Source organism: Streptomyces rhizosphaerihabitans, from assembly GCF_025399795.1.
Classification (GTDB): Bacteria; Actinomycetota; Actinomycetes; order Streptomycetales; family Streptomycetaceae; genus Streptomyces; species Streptomyces rhizosphaerihabitans.
In genome coordinates this window covers 253,958-269,854 of the sequence record NZ_JAODTZ010000002.1, presented here as the reverse complement: position 1 = coordinate 269,854, position 15,897 = coordinate 253,958, and the positions used below count along the sequence as shown (strand labels likewise).

Annotated in this window: 14 protein-coding genes and 1 pseudogene; 4 read left to right on the top strand and 11 right to left on the bottom strand. The window is 71.9% G+C overall.

Features of this window, described 5'->3' with window-relative positions; genetic code table 11:
* Positions 1 to 113: 113 nt before the first annotated feature.
* The gene (locus tag N4G66_RS03230; RefSeq protein WP_261702370.1) at positions 114 to 515 is read left to right on the top strand and encodes an ATP-binding protein; all 402 of its coding nucleotides are present in this window, start codon (positions 114 to 116) and stop codon (positions 513 to 515) included.
* A gap of 76 nt (positions 516 to 591) precedes the next feature.
* Here N4G66_RS03230 and N4G66_RS03225 read toward each other — a convergent pair whose 3' ends face one another.
* Positions 592 to 1,686, bottom strand: coding sequence for a bifunctional succinyldiaminopimelate transaminase/glutamate-prephenate aminotransferase (locus N4G66_RS03225; RefSeq protein WP_261702369.1), 1,095 nt, complete (start codon positions 1,684 to 1,686; stop codon positions 592 to 594).
* A gap of 155 nt (positions 1,687 to 1,841) precedes the next feature.
* Positions 1,842 to 2,162, bottom strand: coding sequence for a ferredoxin (fdxA, locus tag N4G66_RS03220; RefSeq protein ID WP_127831304.1), 321 nt, complete (start codon positions 2,160 to 2,162; stop codon positions 1,842 to 1,844).
* A 140-nt stretch (positions 2,163 to 2,302) separates the two neighbouring features.
* Between fdxA and N4G66_RS03215 the strand changes: the two are divergent.
* Together N4G66_RS03215 and N4G66_RS03210 are read left to right on the top strand one after the other, a co-directional pair.
* A pseudogene (locus N4G66_RS03215) lies at positions 2,303 to 3,304 on the top strand (GNAT family N-acetyltransferase); the annotation flags it as partial.
* A gap of 179 nt (positions 3,305 to 3,483) precedes the next feature.
* Positions 3,484 to 4,335: a transglutaminase-like domain-containing protein gene (locus tag N4G66_RS03210; protein ID WP_261702367.1), complete on the top strand. Its 852-nt coding sequence runs from the start codon at positions 3,484 to 3,486 to the stop codon at positions 4,333 to 4,335.
* A gap of 91 nt (positions 4,336 to 4,426) precedes the next feature.
* Here the strand turns inward: N4G66_RS03210 and N4G66_RS03205 are convergent, their stop codons facing one another.
* The 9 genes from N4G66_RS03205 to N4G66_RS03165 form a co-directional block, all read right to left on the bottom strand.
* Positions 4,427 to 5,461: a tetratricopeptide repeat protein gene (locus tag N4G66_RS03205; RefSeq protein WP_261702366.1), complete on the bottom strand. Its 1,035-nt coding sequence runs from the start codon at positions 5,459 to 5,461 to the stop codon at positions 4,427 to 4,429.
* 32 nt (positions 5,462 to 5,493) lie between these two features.
* Positions 5,494 to 6,108 carry a response regulator transcription factor gene (locus N4G66_RS03200; RefSeq protein ID WP_261702365.1) on the bottom strand — a complete coding sequence of 205 codons (615 nt, stop codon included), beginning with the start codon at positions 6,106 to 6,108 and terminating at the stop codon, positions 5,494 to 5,496.
* Positions 6,105 to 7,328: a sensor histidine kinase gene (locus N4G66_RS03195; protein WP_261702441.1), complete on the bottom strand. Its 1,224-nt coding sequence runs from the start codon at positions 7,326 to 7,328 to the stop codon at positions 6,105 to 6,107. The genes N4G66_RS03200 and N4G66_RS03195 overlap by 4 nt, the downstream gene beginning before the upstream one ends.
* Positions 7,329 to 7,333: 5 nt before the next feature.
* Positions 7,334 to 8,074, bottom strand: a complete 741-nt coding sequence (locus tag N4G66_RS03190) for an ABC transporter permease (RefSeq protein ID WP_261702364.1) — start codon at positions 8,072 to 8,074, stop codon at positions 7,334 to 7,336.
* Positions 8,071 to 9,069, bottom strand: coding sequence for an ABC transporter ATP-binding protein (locus tag N4G66_RS03185; protein ID WP_261702363.1), 999 nt, complete (start codon positions 9,067 to 9,069; stop codon positions 8,071 to 8,073). Before N4G66_RS03185 ends, N4G66_RS03190 begins: the two co-directional genes overlap by 4 nt.
* A gap of 205 nt (positions 9,070 to 9,274) precedes the next feature.
* Positions 9,275 to 11,470 carry a hypothetical protein gene (locus N4G66_RS03180; RefSeq protein WP_261702362.1) on the bottom strand — a complete coding sequence of 732 codons (2,196 nt, stop codon included), beginning with the start codon at positions 11,468 to 11,470 and terminating at the stop codon, positions 9,275 to 9,277.
* Between the two features lie 160 nt (positions 11,471 to 11,630).
* Positions 11,631 to 12,056 (bottom strand): DUF6113 family protein, encoded by a 426-nt coding sequence (locus tag N4G66_RS03175; RefSeq protein ID WP_261702361.1) that lies wholly within the window; start codon positions 12,054 to 12,056, stop codon positions 11,631 to 11,633.
* Positions 12,057 to 12,120: 64 nt separating this feature from the next.
* Positions 12,121 to 13,032 (bottom strand): N-acetyl-1-D-myo-inositol-2-amino-2-deoxy-alpha-D-glucopyranoside deacetylase, encoded by a 912-nt coding sequence (gene mshB, locus N4G66_RS03170; RefSeq protein ID WP_261702360.1) that lies wholly within the window; start codon positions 13,030 to 13,032, stop codon positions 12,121 to 12,123.
* Between the two features lie 262 nt (positions 13,033 to 13,294).
* Positions 13,295 to 13,489 carry a hypothetical protein gene (locus tag N4G66_RS03165; RefSeq protein WP_037620693.1) on the bottom strand — a complete coding sequence of 65 codons (195 nt, stop codon included), beginning with the start codon at positions 13,487 to 13,489 and terminating at the stop codon, positions 13,295 to 13,297.
* A gap of 187 nt (positions 13,490 to 13,676) precedes the next feature.
* On the opposite strand from N4G66_RS03165, the gene N4G66_RS03160 reads away from it, so the two are divergent.
* Positions 13,677 to 15,806, top strand: coding sequence for a S9 family peptidase (locus N4G66_RS03160; RefSeq protein ID WP_261702359.1), 2,130 nt, complete (start codon positions 13,677 to 13,679; stop codon positions 15,804 to 15,806).
* The last annotated feature ends 91 nt before the right edge of the window (positions 15,807 to 15,897 follow it).

The window sequence follows — 15,897 nt, the reverse complement described above, 5'->3', positions numbered from 1 at the left end:
GGAACGATCGCCTCAGACGATCAGCATCGGGTGACGCGGCCGGTCGGCGGCCAGCCGGCCGACCGCCGGGCGCGGCAGGACACTTCCCCGTTCTCTTCCGTCTAAGGAGCACCATGTCCCTCCCCCTGACCCGCCGGATCGCCCGTGTCGTGCTGCTCGTCGCGGCCGGAGCGGCGCCCGTGGTCGGCGCGGCCGGCTCCGCCTGCGCGGCTGCCGACCTGCCGGCCGCCCCCAGCCTCGGCGGGCTGACCGCCCTGGACGGGGCGAACGTCGGCAACACCGTCGACGGAGCGGCGCAGAACGTCACCGGGACCGCCGGCAAGTCCGGCGGGAAGGCCGCCAAGAAGGCCACGCCCGCCGCGCAGAAGGTGGCCGGGGGCGCGGCCGGACAGGCCGGCGCCCTCCTCGGTGACACCGCGAGGACCGCGGCCGTCGGCGGCCTGCCGACGGACGCCGTGACCCATGGCGGCCTGCCGACCGGGCAGCTGCCGGTGCAGGGCCTGCCGCTGGGCTAGTCCCGCGGGAGCGCACGACGACGGGGGTCCGGGGAAGCGAGTTCCCCGGACCCCCGTCGTGCTACGCCCTACCGGCCTACCGCAGGCGTTCCACCGCCGCCGCCACGCGCTCGTCCGAGGCGGTGAGGGCCACGCGGACGAAGTTCTCGCCCGCCTCGCCGTAGAAGTCGCCCGGGGCCACCAGGATGCCCAGGTCGGCCAGGTGGGCCACCGTGGACCAGCAGGACTCGTCCCGGGTGGCCCAGAGGTAGAGGCTCGCCTCGCTGTGCTCGATGCGGAAACCGTGGTTCAGGAGGGCGTCGCGCAGGGCGGTCCGGCGGGCGGCGTAGCGGTCGCGCTGTTCGCGGACGTGGGTGTCGTCCGAGAGGGCCGCGACCACGGCGGCCTGGGTCGGCGCGGAGGTCATCATGCCGCCGTGCTTGCGGATCGCGAGGAGCTCACCGAGGACGGCGGAGTCGCCCGCGAGGAACGCGGCGCGGTAACCGGCCAGGTTCGAGCGCTTGGAGAGCGAGTGGACCGAGACGATCCCCTCGTAGGAGCCGCCGCACACGGCGGGGTGCAGCACCGAGACCGGGTCGGCCTCCCAGCCCAGCTCGATGTAGCACTCGTCGGAGAAGACGAGGATGCCGTGTTCGCGGGCCCAGGCGACGATCCGGGCGAGTTCCGCGGCGGACAGGACCCTGCCTGTCGGGTTCGACGGGGAGTTCAGCCACAGCAGCTTCAGGTCCGTCGGGTCCAGCTCCGTCGGGTCGTCGTAGACCACGTGGTCCGCCCGTGCGAGCCGTGCGCCGACCTCGTACGTCGGGTAGGCGAGGCGCGGGTACGCGACCTTGTCGCCGGGGCCGAGGCCGAGCTGCGTCGGCAGCCAGGCGACCAGTTCCTTGGAGCCGACCACGGGCAGCACATGACGGTGGGTGATGTCCCGCGCGCCGAGCCGTCGCTCGACCCAGCCGGTGAGCGCGTCCCGCAGCTCGGGCGTGCCCCACACCGTGGGATAACCGGGCGAGTCCGCGGCCGCCACCAGAGCTTTCTGGATCAGCTCGGGCACCGGGTCGACCGGGGTGCCGACGGACAGGTCGACGATGCCGCCCGGGTGAGCGGCGGCGGTCGCCTTGTAGGGCTCCAGCTTGTCCCAGGGGAAGGTGGGAAGCCGGTCGGAGACTGCGGACACGGGATCGGGCTCACTTTCTCGTACGTACGACCCGTACCGGCGGATACGGGCTGCTGCACGGACTGCTGCGGCGCTGATACGGCAAATGCCTCGGTCCCGTACGGCGATCGGAGCGATCAGCTGTACGGGACCGAGGCGGCGCGTATGCGGGCCGCTTACTGGTTCTGCGGCGACAGCGCTGCGATGAAGGGGTGGTCGCGCTCGATCAGGCCGAGCTTGCTGGCGCCGCCGGGCGAGCCGAGCTCATCGAAGAACTCGACGTTCGCCTTGTAGTAGTCCTTCCACTCTTCCGGAGTGTCGTCCTCGTAGAAGATCGCCTCGACCGGGCACACCGGCTCACAGGCTCCGCAGTCGACGCATTCGTCCGGGTGGATGTACAAGGACCGGGAGCCCTCGTAGATGCAGTCGACCGGGCACTCCTCGATGCACGCCTTGTCCTTGACGTCGACACAAGGCTGCGCGATGACGTAGGTCACGCTGTCGTTCCTCCTCGATAGGGCGCTGGCGGGCCTCCGTAGGCTCCGCCGCCTGGCGCGCGGGAGCGCGGCGTCGTCGATGCCCGCCCCTAGTATCTCCGTTCTTGGGCATGATCCGAACAGGAGGGGTGAACTGACCTGTGGAAATCTCTGCTGCAGGCCGCCTTGAGGTCCGCATCACCGCTGCTGACGTGGGAAAACGTGTCTCGGTACGACGCCTGATCAATGACGGAGACACGGTGGAGAAGTTCACCGATACGGTCGGTGTTCTCACATCATGGGACGACGGTGTGCTGCTGATCACACGACGGACCGGCGAGCGTGTCCGGATCGCGGAATCCTCACTGGTCGCGGCCAAGGTCGTACCGTCCGCCCCGGCGCGCCGGCGCGGACCCGCGGCGTCCTACGAGGAGCTGGCGCGGGTCGCGGCACGGGCCTGGCCGCCGGTGGAGAGCGAGCGGCTCGGCGGCTGGGAGCTGCGGGCGGCGGGCGGGTTCACCCGGCGCGCCAACTCCGTGCTGCCGCTGGGCGACCCGGGCGTGCCGCTCGACCGGGCGCTGACGTACGTACGCGACTGGTACACCGCTCGTGACCTGCCCGCCTACGTCCAGACCACCACCGGCGCCGAAGGCACGCAGGAGCTGCTCTGCGCGGAGCTGGAGGCGCGCGGCTGGGCGCGTGAGGTGACCGCCGAACTGTGGATCGGCGCGCTCGCGCCGGTCGCGGACCGGGAGGCTCCCGAGGTGACGCTCTCCCGCACGGCCGACGAGGCGTGGCTCGGCCGCTACCAGCGCAAGGGAGTGAGCGACGTGGCCCTGAAGGTGCTGGGTGGCGGCCCCTCGGTGTGGTTCGCGACGGTGCCCGGCGCCGGGGGCGCGGCTCCGGCCGCGATCGGACGGTGTGTGGTGGACGGCCGCTGGGCCGGTTTCGCCGCCGTCGAGGTCGACCCGGACCGGCGCCGCCGGGGCCTCGCCACCGCCGTCATGGCCGCCCTGGCCGGCCGGGCCCTGGAGGAGGGCGCCTCGGCGGCCTGGCTCCAGGTGGAGGCGGACAACACCGGGGCCCGGGAGCTGTACGCCCGGATGGGCTTCGGGCCGCATCACGCGTACCACCACTACCGGTGGCCGTCGGACGCCGGTACGGCAGGCACCAGCGCGGCAGGCACCGGTACGGGAACCGGTACGGGAACCGGTACAAGCCTCGGCACAGTGGCCTCCGGCGCGCCGGACGGCGGTTTCGGTGGTGCCGAGCGGGGTGCCGAACCGGATATCGAGCCGGGCGTCGAGCCGTATCGATCGACGTGAAGGGGCCCGAGCCAGCTATGCCTTCCCCCCAGCCCCCGCAGCCGGAGCGAGCCGACGAGGTACGGCGGCGGTTCGCCGACGAGGCGCGGGCCGAGCGGCCCGATCTGGCGGCGCTGTGCCTGCTGGTGGGCGCCGCGGCGGACAGGACGCTGGACGAGCCCGGAATGGACGCGGCGCAGATCGAGCTGGACGAGCTGGCGGGCCGGCTGCCCTTCCACCCGGGCGGCCCGCGCTCCTGGGCGACCGCGCTGGCCGAGCTCCTCGGCGGGCGCTGCGGATACCGGGGCTCACCGGCTGACTACCAGCGGCTGGAGTCCTCCCTGCTGCACGCGGTACTGCGCCGACGGCGCGGGCTGCCCATCCTGCTCTCGGTGGTGTGGATGGAGGTCGCGCGACGGGCCGGGGCACCGGTCTACGGGGTCGCGCTGCCCGGTCACTTCGTGGTGGGCTTCGGACCGCCCGAGCAGCAGGTGCTGGCCGATCCCTTCGACGGCGGGCGCGTCCTGACCGGCTCCGACGCCGAACTCCTCGTCGTGGGCGCGACCGGCGCCCCGCTCGACCCGTCGATGCTCACCCCCGCCGACCCGCTCGACGTCGTCGTGCGCATCCTGAACAACATCCGCGCCTGGGCGGCGGCCCGCCCCGAACGCTCCGACGTGGCCCTGTGGTCGGTGGAACTCTCCCTGCTGCTGCCCTCGCACCCTGCGCGCCTGCGCTATGAGCGAGCCCAACTCCTCGTCCAGCGCGGCGACTTCCTGACCGGAGCCACCGAACTCGACGCGTACGCCGACGTGGTGGCAGCAGTGGACGAACCGGCCGCAGCCCGCGTACGCCAACAGGCCCACGCGGCACGGGCGATGCTCAACTGACCTCGCCCGAACGCCCTACCGACCTCTCTACCTCCCTACCGACCGACCGTCCGTCCCCCGTCCGTCCGGCAGCGCCGACGCGAGCAGGCGGTCATGCTCCGACGGGGCGCCCTTCAGCGGCGAGGGCCTGCATCTCCTCGATGTCCTCCGGGTCGATGTCCAGTTCCATCGCCTCGGCGAGCAGCGCGCCGATCCGCTCGGTCCGCCCCCGGTCCGCGAGAAACTGTGCGTATTGCACGTACGCGTCCTCGTCCTGGTGGTCGATCGCTTCCCGGTAGCGCCGCTCGGCCTGCTCCCACTGCTCGAGGTCCTCGTGCAGGAGCGCGAGATTCAGGTAGGCGTTGGTCTCCTCGTCCTTGTCGATGGCTGCCTCGTAGTGGGCCACGGCCTCCTTCTCGGCGCCGCCGTCGACCAGGTGGAGCGCGTAGGCGAAATGCGCGCCGGACAGTTCCTCGGCGAGGGCCTCGCGCAGGTGCCGACCGGCCTCCTCCATGGCGCCGGTGGCGTTCTCGGCCTCGCCGAGCACGACCAGGACCGACCGGTGCCCGGCGTCCAGGGCCTGCCGCAGCCAGGGGAGCGCTTCCTCGTACTCCTCCTGGTCGGCCAGGAGCCTGCCGAGGTTGCCGGCCGCCATGGTGTCGCCCTGGTCCACCGCCCGGCGCAGGAGTTCGGCCGCCTCGTCGAGACGTTCGTCGTCGTCGCTGAGGAAGCTGCCGTAGTCGTTGAGCGCTTTCGGGTTCTTCTCGGCCAGCGCCCGCCGGTAGTACTCCTCCGCGCGCGTGCGGTCCCCGACCTCGTCGGCCAGGACCGCCGCGGTCCACAGCGTGACGTCCCGGCCGCCGCGGGCGGCCTGCTCCAGGGCCGCGACCGCGTCCTCGGGCCGGTCGAGCTGGATCAGCAGATCGGCCAGGGCCTCGTACGCCCCGGCGTCACCCGCCTCCGCGGCCGCGGAGATCAGCTCCAGCGCGGCGTCGATGTCGCCCCACTCGTGAACGAGGTCCAGGATCTTCTCCGCGACCTCGTCGTCCCAGCTGGTCCACGCCCGCAGATACAGGGCCAGAGCCGCGGCGAAGTCACCTGCCGCCCACTGTCGTTCCGCCTGATCCTCAAGATTGTCTTCCGCCATGAGGGCATCCTTTTCGTAGGTTCCGCGGGCGGCTACAGCCAGCCCTTCTCCCGCGCGATCCGAACCGCCTCCGCGCGATTGCGTACCGCGAGTTTCTGGATCGCTGTCGAGAGGTAGTTGCGGACCGTGCCCTGGGAGAGGTGGAGGACGGTGGCCAGTTCGGCGTTCGTGGAGCCGTCGGCCGCCGCGCGGAGGATCTCGCGTTCGCGGTCGGTGAGGGGGTTGGCGCCCTCGGCCAGGGCAGCGGCCGCGAGGGTGGGGTCGATGACACGCTCGCCGGCCAGCACCTTGCGTACGGCTGCGGCGAGCTGGGCGGCGGGAGCGTCCTTGACCAGGAAGGCGTCGGCGCCGGACTCCATGGCGCTGCGGAGGTATCCGGGGCGGCCGAAGGTCGTGAGGACGACCAGCTTGAGGGCGGGGAACTCCTTGCGGAGTCCCGCCGCGGCCTCCATCCCCGTCATGCCCGGCATCTCGATGTCGAGGAGCGCCACATCCACGTCATGGGTGCGCGCCGCCGCCAGCACCTCGTCACCGCGGGCCACCTGGGCGACCACCTCGATGTCCGGCTCCAGTCCCAGCAGGGCTGCCAGCGCCTCGCGGACCATCGACTGGTCCTCGGCGAGCAGGACCTTGATCGTGCGGCTCATGCACCGGATCCTACGGGGTCGTCCGCCGCGCCCGCAGAGGCGCGGTCGCCCGCCAGGGGCACCCGTGCGACCAGCCGGAATCCGTGCCGGACGCGGCCGGCCTCCAGCGTTCCGCCCGCCTTCTCCAGCCGTTCGGTCAGTCCCGTCAGACCGTTGCCGGGGGCGGCGCCGGACGAGCCGCCCGAGCCGTCGTCCTCCACGGACAGTTCGAGAACGGGCCCTTCCAGGGTCTGGCGCCGGACGATTCCCACCACGCAGCGCCGCGCGCCGCTGTGCCGTACGACGTTGGTGACCGCCTCGCGCAGCGTCCAGGCCAGCGCGGACTCGCTGTCCTCGGGAACACCGTCGAGGACGGGTTCGGCCGGAAGGTCGGCGACCACGTCCGCGGCGGTCAACGCGACCTGGGCGCCCGCGAGTTCCCCGGCCAGCCGGGGCCTTCGGTAGCCGGTGACCGCCTCGCGCACGTCGACCAGGGCCTGGCGGCTGACCTGTTCGATGTCGGCGACCTGCTGGGCCGCCTTGTCGGGGTGGTCGGGGAGCATCCGCCCGGCCAGTTCGCTCTTCAGCGTGATCAGCGAGAGCGAGTGGCCGAGCAGGTCGTGCAGGTCCCGGGCGAGCCGCAGCCGCTCCTCGTTCGCGGCGAGCTGGGCGACGGTGGCCCGCGCCTTGCGCAGCTCCACCGTCGTGCGGACCAGCTGCCGTACGCCGGTCATCGCGAAGCCGATGAGGACGACGAGCAGGACGAGGTTGCGGGCGTCCCGCTCGCCTCCGTGCAGGCCGACGAGCAGCATCACGACGGCGGTCAGCGGGATGGTCCAGTACGAGACGCGCAGCGGGAACGTCGTCCCGCAGGCGACCGAGACGTACACGAACAGGCCGAGCCAGGGCGCGCCGAGCGTCAGGCTCAGGACGACGGCCAGCGCGCCGAGGGCGAGGACCATGAGGGTGACGGCCAGGGTTCCCGTGAAGGCCCTGCCCATGTTGCGGAAGACCAGCGTCAGATAGACCGCGACGAAGGCCGCGAGGCCCAGCCAGCCGGACGCGGTGGCCGCGGGTGTGTGGTGGCCTGCGGCGAGGTCCTGGACCGGCGAGCTGAGGAACACCAGCCAGATGACGATCCACACCGACTTGCGCAGGGCCTCGCGGATGCTGCGCGGGGACTGTCCCAGCCGCACGATCCGGTCTGTTCGGGCCTCGTCGGGCAGCGGGTCTTCCGTCATGGCACTCACGCCTTCAGCGTGTCCTTCCGGTACAGCCAGGCCGCGCCGCCCGCGAAGAGGGCGAAGGAGACGGCGAGGATGGCGATGTCCTTCGTGTGCGGGGCGTTCCCCAGTTCGATGGCCTGCCCCAGGGCAGCGTACGCGTGCGTGGGCAGCCACTTCGCTATGTTCTGCAGCCAGTCGGGGAAGGTGGTCGTCGGCATCCACAGGCCGCCGAGCATCGACAGACCGAAGTAGACGATCATCGTGATCGGCCGGACCGCGTCCCCGCTGGCGAGGTAGCCGATGGCGACGCCGAGCGCCGCGAAGACCAGGCTGCCGGCCCAGATCACGCCGGTGAGCGCGAACCACTGCCAGGTGTCCAGGCGTACGTCCTTCACGGCCGCGGCGACCACGAAGACGATCACGATCGACGGCAGGCTGATCACGGCGGCGCTGGCCGTCTTCGCGAACACATAGCCGCGGCCCGGCAGCGTGGTGAGCCTCAACTGCCGTACCCAGCCGCTCTCCCGCTCCTTGGCGATGCGCTCGCTGTTGCCCATGAGGACGGCGGTCAGGGCGCCGAAGGAGGCCATCGAGACCATGAAGAAGGTCGGCAGGGTCAGGCCGGTGCCGTCCACCTCGGTGGTGCTGTCCGCGCTGCCCGCGATCAGCAGGAACAGGGCCGAGGGGTAGATCACCGAGAAGAACAGGAACTTGCGGTTGCGCAGGGCGCGGGTGATCTCCAGCTTGATGAGACTGTTCACTTGGACGTGGCCTCCTCGGCGGCGGTGCGGGTGGCTTCTTCGGCCGGGGTGCGGGTGGCCTCTTCGGCCGCCGTGAGGGTGGCTTCCTCGGCGGCGGTGATGGCGACGAAGGCCTGCTCGAGACCGAGCCCGGCGACTTCGAGGTTGCGGGGGTAGACGCCGAGCCCGTACAGCGCGTGGACGGTCGCGTCCGCGTCGGAGGACTGGATGCGGACGGTCTGCCCGGACACGTCGATCGAGGTGAGGAACGGCAGCGCACGCAGCGGGGCCTCGTCGATCGTGCCCTCCAGGTCGAAGGCGACGCGGCGGGCGCCGGCCTTGGCCTTGATCTCGGCGGCGGTGCCGTCGGCCAGCAGCCGTCCCCGGTGCAGGACGAGCACCCGGTCCGCTATGGCGTCGGCCTCCTCCAGGTAGTGCGTGGCGAACAGGACCGTACGGCCCTGGTCGGCCTGCTCGCGCATGGTGGCCCAGAAGGCCTGCCGGGCGGAGACGTCCATGCCGGTGGTGGGCTCGTCGAGGACGATCAGGTCGCTGTCGCCGGCCGTGGCGAGCGCGAAGCGGACGCGCTGTGCCTGGCCGCCGGAGAGCTTGTTGACCTTGCGGTCGGCGATCTGGGTGATGCCGGCGCGGGCGAGGACGTCACCGGCGCGGTACGGCTTCGGGTGCAGATCGCAGGCGAGCTTGACCAGTTCACCGACGGTGACCTCGTCCATCAGCCCGCCGCTCTGGAGCATGGCGCCCACCCGGCCGGCGACGATCGCCTCGCGCGGGCCGGTGCCGAACACCCGGACCGTCCCGCTGTCGGCGTTCTTGAGGCCGAGCAGCAGGTCCAGCGTGGTCGACTTGCCCGCGCCGTTGGGGCCCAGCAGAGCGACGGTCTCGCCCGGGTGCAGTTCGAGCGTCAGCCCGTCCACGGCCCGGACGTTCCCGTAGCTCTTGGTCACCGATTCGAACCGGACCACCGATGTGGTGGTGGTCGCCGCAGTCGTTGTCATGTCGTCCATCGTGGAGGAGGAGGGGGCGCCCGCGGCAGTGCGGTGTGTCCTGGGTCGCGGATGACAGATGTCATGTCGGCCGCCCGCGCCTGCCCCCCCCCCGGCGGATCGTGTCCGTGCCCCGGCGGATCGTGCGATACGGCAAGAGGGCACCCGGCCGGTGGAAAACCTCGGCCGGGTGCCCTCTGTGCGCTTGGTGCGCGCGCTAGTTGGGGTTGGTGGGGATGGTCACGTCGCGTGCGGCGGCCGTCTTCCCCACGAGCGCCCTCCCTATGGCGGAGGCGACGTCCTGCGGGCTCACGGCCTTCTTGCTGCCGTCGCCCTTGGTGATCGTCACGCCGTCGAAGGCATGGCCGTACAGCCCCTGGAGCACGTTGAGGTCGTAGTGCTCGACGAGCTTGCCCTGGACCGGCTGGACGCTCAGGAACTTCCAGATGGACTTCTGCGGGCTGAAGGGGATGAAGTGGGTGGCGTCTGTACGGATGATGATCTTCGCCGACATGGCGACCGTCGCGAACGTCGACATCTTGCGGTCCACCTCGGTCTTGCTCACCGTCGGCTGGCGGGTCGTGGTGGCGACCTTCACGGGAGGGGTCGCGCCGGTCTCCACCTGGGCGCGGTACGCGTCCTGGACGGCCTGCAGCGAGGGGCCGACGTCGATGCCCTTGCCCTCCTTGCCGTAGACGGCGACGGCCTTGCCCGGCTGGAACTTGATCGTGCCGTCGCTCGCCGAACCGGAACCGCTCGCGGCGCGCTCCAGGGCGGCCTGCAGCTTCTCCTTGTCGACCGGCATCACGGGCTCGACCACGCGTTCCTGGCCGAACAGGGAGCCGATCACCGAGATCGGGTTGTAGTCGCTGCCGGCGGCGGCGCGGACGGTGGCCTGGCTGTCCAGCTGGAGTCCGGCCTGGTCGGGCCTGAGCTGGACGGCGTCGCCATCGACGGACAGCGTGAGCGGCTTGTTCGTCCGCGTGCCGAAGGCGTCGTCGAGCTTCTTGACGGCGTCGTCGCGGGTGCCGCCGCCGATGTCGACGCCGAGCACGGTGGTGCCCTTGGGCACGTCCGAGTGGTTCATGAGCAGGCCCGCGCCGTAGGCGCCGCCGGCAAGGACCACGACGAGGACGCCGAGGAGCGCCCGCTTGTTGCGGCCCTTCTTCTTCCCCGGCTTCGACGAGGCCGACGGCCGCTGGACCGGCTCGGGGAGCTTCGGCGGAGTGTGCGACCGGGGTCCGTCGCTCCGCGCCCCCGCCTCGTACGCGAAGTTCTGACTGGGCGAGACGACGGGGATGCCGCTGGTCAGGGTGTGCCCGGAGACGTTCTCCGCGGGAGCGCCGTAGGCACCGGGTCCCGGGGCGGGCGCGGGCTTCTGCGGGGTGAGGATCGCGGTGTCGTCGCTGAGACCGCCGCTCAGGCCGGCGCGCGAGCCATTGCCGGTGCCGGGGTATCCCGTGCCCGTGTTCCGGTTGCCGGGGGCGGAGCCGGGCGATGCGGCCAGGCTGCCGCGAGCCGCGCCCGCACCGGCCGGAGGCAGCAGCGGGCCGTCACCGGTGGCGGGACCGCCGGTCGGACCGGCCGGGCCGCCCCTGCCGCCCCGGCCGCCCTCGGAGAAGTACGGAAGGTCGTCGCGGCGCGGTTCGCCGGACCCGCCGGCCGAACCTATGGCGGGGAAGGAGCCGGTGTCGCGCAGCGCCCCGGAGACGTCGAAGGAGCCCGTGCCGCCGCCGTGGCCGGGGGCCACGGGTCCGGCGCCGGTGGCGCCGGGGAGTCCGGCACCGTTCGTACCGCCGGGCCGCACGCCGCCGGTGATGCCCAGCGGACCGGCACCGGTGGACTGCATCGGCCGTCCCGCGCCCGGTGCACCCGCGGAACCCGCCGCGCCGGAGGGAGCCGAACCGCCCGGCAGGCCCGCCCCATCGGTCGAGCCGCCACCCGGCCCGCCCTTGGGGGGCGCGCCGGCCTTGCGGGGCGCGAACCAGTCGCTCGTCTTCTCCTCGGCCGCCCCGGGCTGCTCCCCGGGCGTGGGCGCGGGTGCCGGTGCGGCCGGGGCCGGGGTGGTGGCCGTCGTGACGGAGGCGCCCGCGGGCGAACTCATGCCCTGCGGCGCCCGGTGCGTCCCGGTGCGGGCGCCGTCGCCGCCCTTGGTGGGCACGTCGGCGTCGGCCACGGGTGTACGGACGACCACGGGCGGGATGGGCCGCGACCCGGGGATGTTGATCCGGATCCGTGTCGTCAGAGTGGTCTCGGTCTTGCGCTCCTCCGGAGGCTTCCCGGCGGCCGAACGGCCCGCGTCGGCACCGCTTTCGGAAGCCGTGGGGGTGCCGTACGGCGGCGTCCCCGACGGGTACGCGGCTCCACCGCGCCCGTTGGGCCCGGAGGACGAACTGTCAGTTTCACGACTCAAGGCAGGTTCTCCCGGTTGGCTCCGCCGCCCGTTTACTCGACCTCATCTCGGGCAGCTCGGCGGCGCGCACCACCATACTGGCCATGTACGACCCGCAAACCTCGCCCGTGCAGGAATCTCGCACGCGACCCGCACGGGACCGATACGGCGAAGTGGTACGTCACTTGCGAAGTCGGGCATCGGAAGGGCCCGGTTGCCGCCCCTGACCGAGGGTGGCGCACATCACAGCCAGGGCCATGCCTCCGAGGAGGAAAAGGTACGAGACGACTCCCGCGCCGAAGAGGAAGTCCCCTTCCGGGCGGCTGGCGGTGAGCAGCACGACGGCGACCATCCAGCCCGCCGCGGGGGCGACGGCCCCGGCACGGGACTCCGTCGCCCGGGCGCCGCCCAGGAAGAGTCCGGCGGCGCCCGCCAGCGCGAGCAGCAGCCCGAGCGGGAACCAGCCCGGCTGCACCAGCGCCCCGGCGACGCCGACCACGGCACCGAGCAGGAAGAGTCCCAGGTAGGCGGCGATCCGCCCGCCCGAGGGCCGAGTCAGCGGCTGGGCGAGCATGCTTCCGCCGCCGCGCTGTCCGTTCGTACTCATCACAGATCCGCCCCTAGCCAAGTCGTCCTCGCACTCGTCCTCGCACTCGCCGTCCCCGTGCCCCTCACCGGTCGATCCCTTCGATCGTCCCGGTGCCCTCGATTCCCTCGAAGAGGTCCGTCTCGCGCGTCGCGGGTCGCTGGGCGTTCACCAGCTCGTAGTACTCGGTGGTGAAGAGCGGCTGCGCCAGTTCGTTCGAGAGGACGAACCAGGGCCCCTCCACGGTGATCTGGGTGGCGTGCGCCCGCATCGCGGCGGCCTTGGCGGCGGCGTACGCGGTTCCGTCGATCTCGGTGGTGATCGTCACCTCGTCGACCACGCCCGGTACGTCGCCGACTGCGGCCATACGGTCGAACGGCAGCTCCGGAAGGGCCTCGCGCAAACGGGCGAACGCCTCCTCGGCGACCCGGCGCGGCACCCGGTTCCAGTAGGTCTTGGTGATCCGCCACGCGTCGCCGAGGTCGGGGCGGTGGGTGGGTTCCGCGGCCAGTTCAGCGGCGCGCACGGCCACACGGTGGGCCTGGATGTGGTCCGGGTGCCCATAGCCCCCGTCGGGGTCATAGGTGACGAGCACCTGGGGGCGTACCTCGCGGATCACCTTCACGAGGCAGTCGGCGGCCTCGTCGAGGTCCGCGGACCAGAAGGCACCCACGCGGTGGTTCTGCTCGACGCCCATCATCCCGGAGTCGCGGAACCGGCCGGGGCCGCCCAGGAAGCGGTGGTCGGCGACGCCCAGTTCCTTCATGGCGGCGCTCAGCTCACCGGTCCGGTACGGGCCCAGCCCGCCGTCACGGTCAGGGGCGAGATGGGCGAGCTCGGGCGGGATGACCTCGCCCTCCTCGCCGAGGGTGCAGGTCACCAGCGTCACATGGGCGCCCTCGGCCGCGTAGCGGGCCATGGTCGCGCCATTGTTGATCGACTCGTCGTCCGGATGCGCGTGCACCAGGAGCAGACGCCGGTCGGGCAGTTCCGTCATGGAACCCACCCTACGAGGCACCCGTCCCCCGCCGGTCGCCCGCGGGCCCCCTCTCGGGCCTCGTGGCGCCGAGCCGGAAGGCAGCCGTCACGCGCTCGCGGATGTCGACGAGCCGACGGTTCAGAGGACCGGATACGTGTGGGAGACGCGGCTCGGCCCCGTCCCGGAGTCCCGTGGTTTCGAGGGAGCCGAACAGGGCAGGCGGGGAGTGGGAGTCGGAATGTGGGCCCGGGTGTTCTCCCCGCCGGCGGTCCGGGGCGGATCAGAACTTGATGCTGCCGATCATCCCCGCGATGTTCGTCGTCAGATCGCTGATCGTGGGCGCGATGGTCGAGGAGGCGAGATAGAAGCCGAGCAGCATGCAGACGACCGCGTGCCCGCCTTTCAGTCCTGACTTCTTGATCAGAAGAAAGACGATGATCGCCAGCAGCACCACCGCCGAAATCGAGAGTGCCACGGCGGCTCACCTCCAAAGTTCCCAGGGACTTGGGGTCCGGTACGGGGTCGGACATGGGGGGTCGGTAAATCCATACAGCAGCCAGCAGGTTCCTACCCACGCAGCGCTAGTGATCATAACTATCCGTACGCGCGCATCGATCGGCGCACGGCCGCACAAGGGGGCGCATGGCCAATATGGTCGAGGCATGACGAACGAGCCTCTCTCCTTCCCGCGCCGGTACGCCCGCACCCAGCGGTTCACCTCCGGCGCGCCGCGCGCGTTCACCGTGTCCCCCGACGGTTCCCGTGTGGTGTTCCTGCGGTCCTCCTCCGGTACGGAGCGGGCGAATCAACTGTGGGTTCTCGATGTGCCGGAGGGCCGGGAACGGATCGCGGCCGACCCCGCGGCCCTGCTCGGCGGCGCCGTCGAGCACCTCTCCCCGGAGGAACGGGCGCGCCGCGAGCGCAGCCGCGAGGGCGGCGCGGGGATCGTCGGATATGCCACTGACACAGCCGCCGAGTTGGCGTGTTTCACCTTGTCAGGGCGGCTGTTCACGGCGGAGCTGCGGGCCGGCACGGCGCGTGAACTCCCGGTCCCCGGACCGGTGATCGACCCGCACCCCTCCCCCGACGGCACGCACGTGGCGTACGTCTCCGGGGGCTCGCTGCGGGTCATCGGGGCCGAGGGCGAGGGGGACCGGGCGCTCGCGGAGCCGGAGCGGGTCGCGGCTCCCGGTTCGGTTTCCTATGGATTGGCCGAGTTCATCGCGGCCGAGGAGATGGGGCGTTCGCGCGGCTTCTGGTGGTCGCCCGAAGGGGACCGGCTGCTCGTCGCGCGGGTCGACGACACGCCCGTACAGCGCTGGTGGATCTCCGATCCGGCGCACCCGGAAGCCGATCCGCAGCGGGTCGCCTACCCGGTGGCGGGCAGCGCCAACGCGGAGGTGCGGCTCTTCGTGTTCGGGCTCGACGGGGTGCGCACGGAGGTCTCCTGGGACCGGGCGCGTTACCCGTATCTGGCGCATGCGCACTGGTCAGCGGCGGGTGCGCCGCTGCTTCTGGTGCAGGCGCGGGACCAGCGCAGCCAGCTGTTCCTGGCCGTGGACCCGGACACCGGGACGACCCGGATGGTGCACGCCGATGAAGATCCAACTTGGCTTGATCTTTTCCCCGGAGTGCCGTGCTGGAGCCCCGGCGGACAGCTCGTGCGGATCGCCGACGAGGGCGGCGCGCGGGTCCTGGCGTTCGGTGAACGCCCGCTGACCGGCGCCCAGTTGCACGTCCGGGCGGTGCTCGACGTCTCGTCCGACGACGTGCTGATCGCGGCCTCGGCGGGCGAGTCCGCGAAGGCGCCGGAAACGGGCGAAGTACATGTGTACCGGGTGAACGAACTCGGCCTGGAGCGCGTCTCGCAAGAGCCCGGCGTGCACTCGGCGGTTCGCGCCGGGGGCGTGACCGTGCTCGTTTCGTCGGTGCTCGACCAGCCGGGCGCCCAGGTGCAGGTGCTGCGGGAGGGGAAGCAGGTCGCGGCCATCACCTCGTACGCCGAACATCCCGGTTTGTCCCCGCGCGTGACACTCACACAGGGGGGCGCACAGAAAATCCCATGCGCCGTGCTTATGCCTACTGACTACGACGGCGACAATCCCCTACCGGTCCTGCTGGACCCCTACGCCGGTCCGCACGGCCCCCGGGTACTGGCCGCACACAACGCCCACCTCACCTCGCAGTGGTTCGCCGACCAGGGCTTCGCCGTGGTCGTCGCCGACGGCCGCGGCACCCCGGGGCGCTCCCCCGCCTGGGAGAAGGCGATCCGCGACGACCTCACGCTCTCCCTCGACGACCAGGTGGAGGCGCTGCACGGTCTCGCGGAGCACTTCCCGCTCGATCTGTCCCGGGTCGCCATCCGCGGCTGGTCGTACGGCGGCTGGCTCGCGGGACTCGCCGTACTGCGCCGCCCCGACGTCTTCCACGCGGGCATCGCGGGCGCCCCGGTCGCGGACTGGCGGCTGTACGACACCCACTACACGGAGCGGTACCTCGGCGATCCGGCGGCGAGCCCGGCGACGTACGCGAAGAGTTCGCTGGTCACCGACGAGGGCCTGTCAGCGCCCGCCGAACCGCACCGGCCGCTGATGATCGTGCACGGCCTCGCGGACGACAACGTGGTGGTGGCGCACGCCCTGCGGCTGTCCTCGGCACTGCTGGCCGCCGGCCGTCCGCACGAGGTGCTGCCGCTGTCCGGCGTCACGCACATGACCCCTCAGGAACAGGTCGCCGAGAACCTCCTGCTCCTCCAGGTCGACTTCCTGAAGCGCTCCCTCGGAATGAGCTGACCCACCGGGGACAGCAACGAGCCGGGGTGACATGGCGCACCCCGGCTCGTTTACGGCACCCGCACGGCCGTACGGTGTTCACCTTGGCGCG

Coding starts and splice junctions, on each gene's coding strand:
- N4G66_RS03230 (WP_261702370.1), top strand. CDS start 114: ATGTCCCTCCCCCTGACCCGCCGGATCGCCCGTGTCGTGCTGCTCGTC.
- N4G66_RS03210 (WP_261702367.1), top strand. CDS start 3,484: ATGCCTTCCCCCCAGCCCCCGCAGCCGGAGCGAGCCGACGAGGTACGG.
- N4G66_RS03205 (WP_261702366.1), bottom strand. CDS start 5,461: ATGGCGGAAGACAATCTTGAGGATCAGGCGGAACGACAGTGGGCGGCA.
- N4G66_RS03200 (WP_261702365.1), bottom strand. CDS start 6,108: ATGAGCCGCACGATCAAGGTCCTGCTCGCCGAGGACCAGTCGATGGTC.
- N4G66_RS03195 (WP_261702441.1), bottom strand. CDS start 7,328: ATGACGGAAGACCCGCTGCCCGACGAGGCCCGAACAGACCGGATCGTG.
- N4G66_RS03185 (WP_261702363.1), bottom strand. CDS start 9,069: ATGACAACGACTGCGGCGACCACCACCACATCGGTGGTCCGGTTCGAA.
- N4G66_RS03175 (WP_261702361.1), bottom strand. CDS start 12,056: ATGAGTACGAACGGACAGCGCGGCGGCGGAAGCATGCTCGCCCAGCCG.
- mshB (WP_261702360.1), bottom strand. CDS start 13,032: ATGACGGAACTGCCCGACCGGCGTCTGCTCCTGGTGCACGCGCATCCG.
- N4G66_RS03160 (WP_261702359.1), top strand. CDS start 13,677: ATGACGAACGAGCCTCTCTCCTTCCCGCGCCGGTACGCCCGCACCCAG.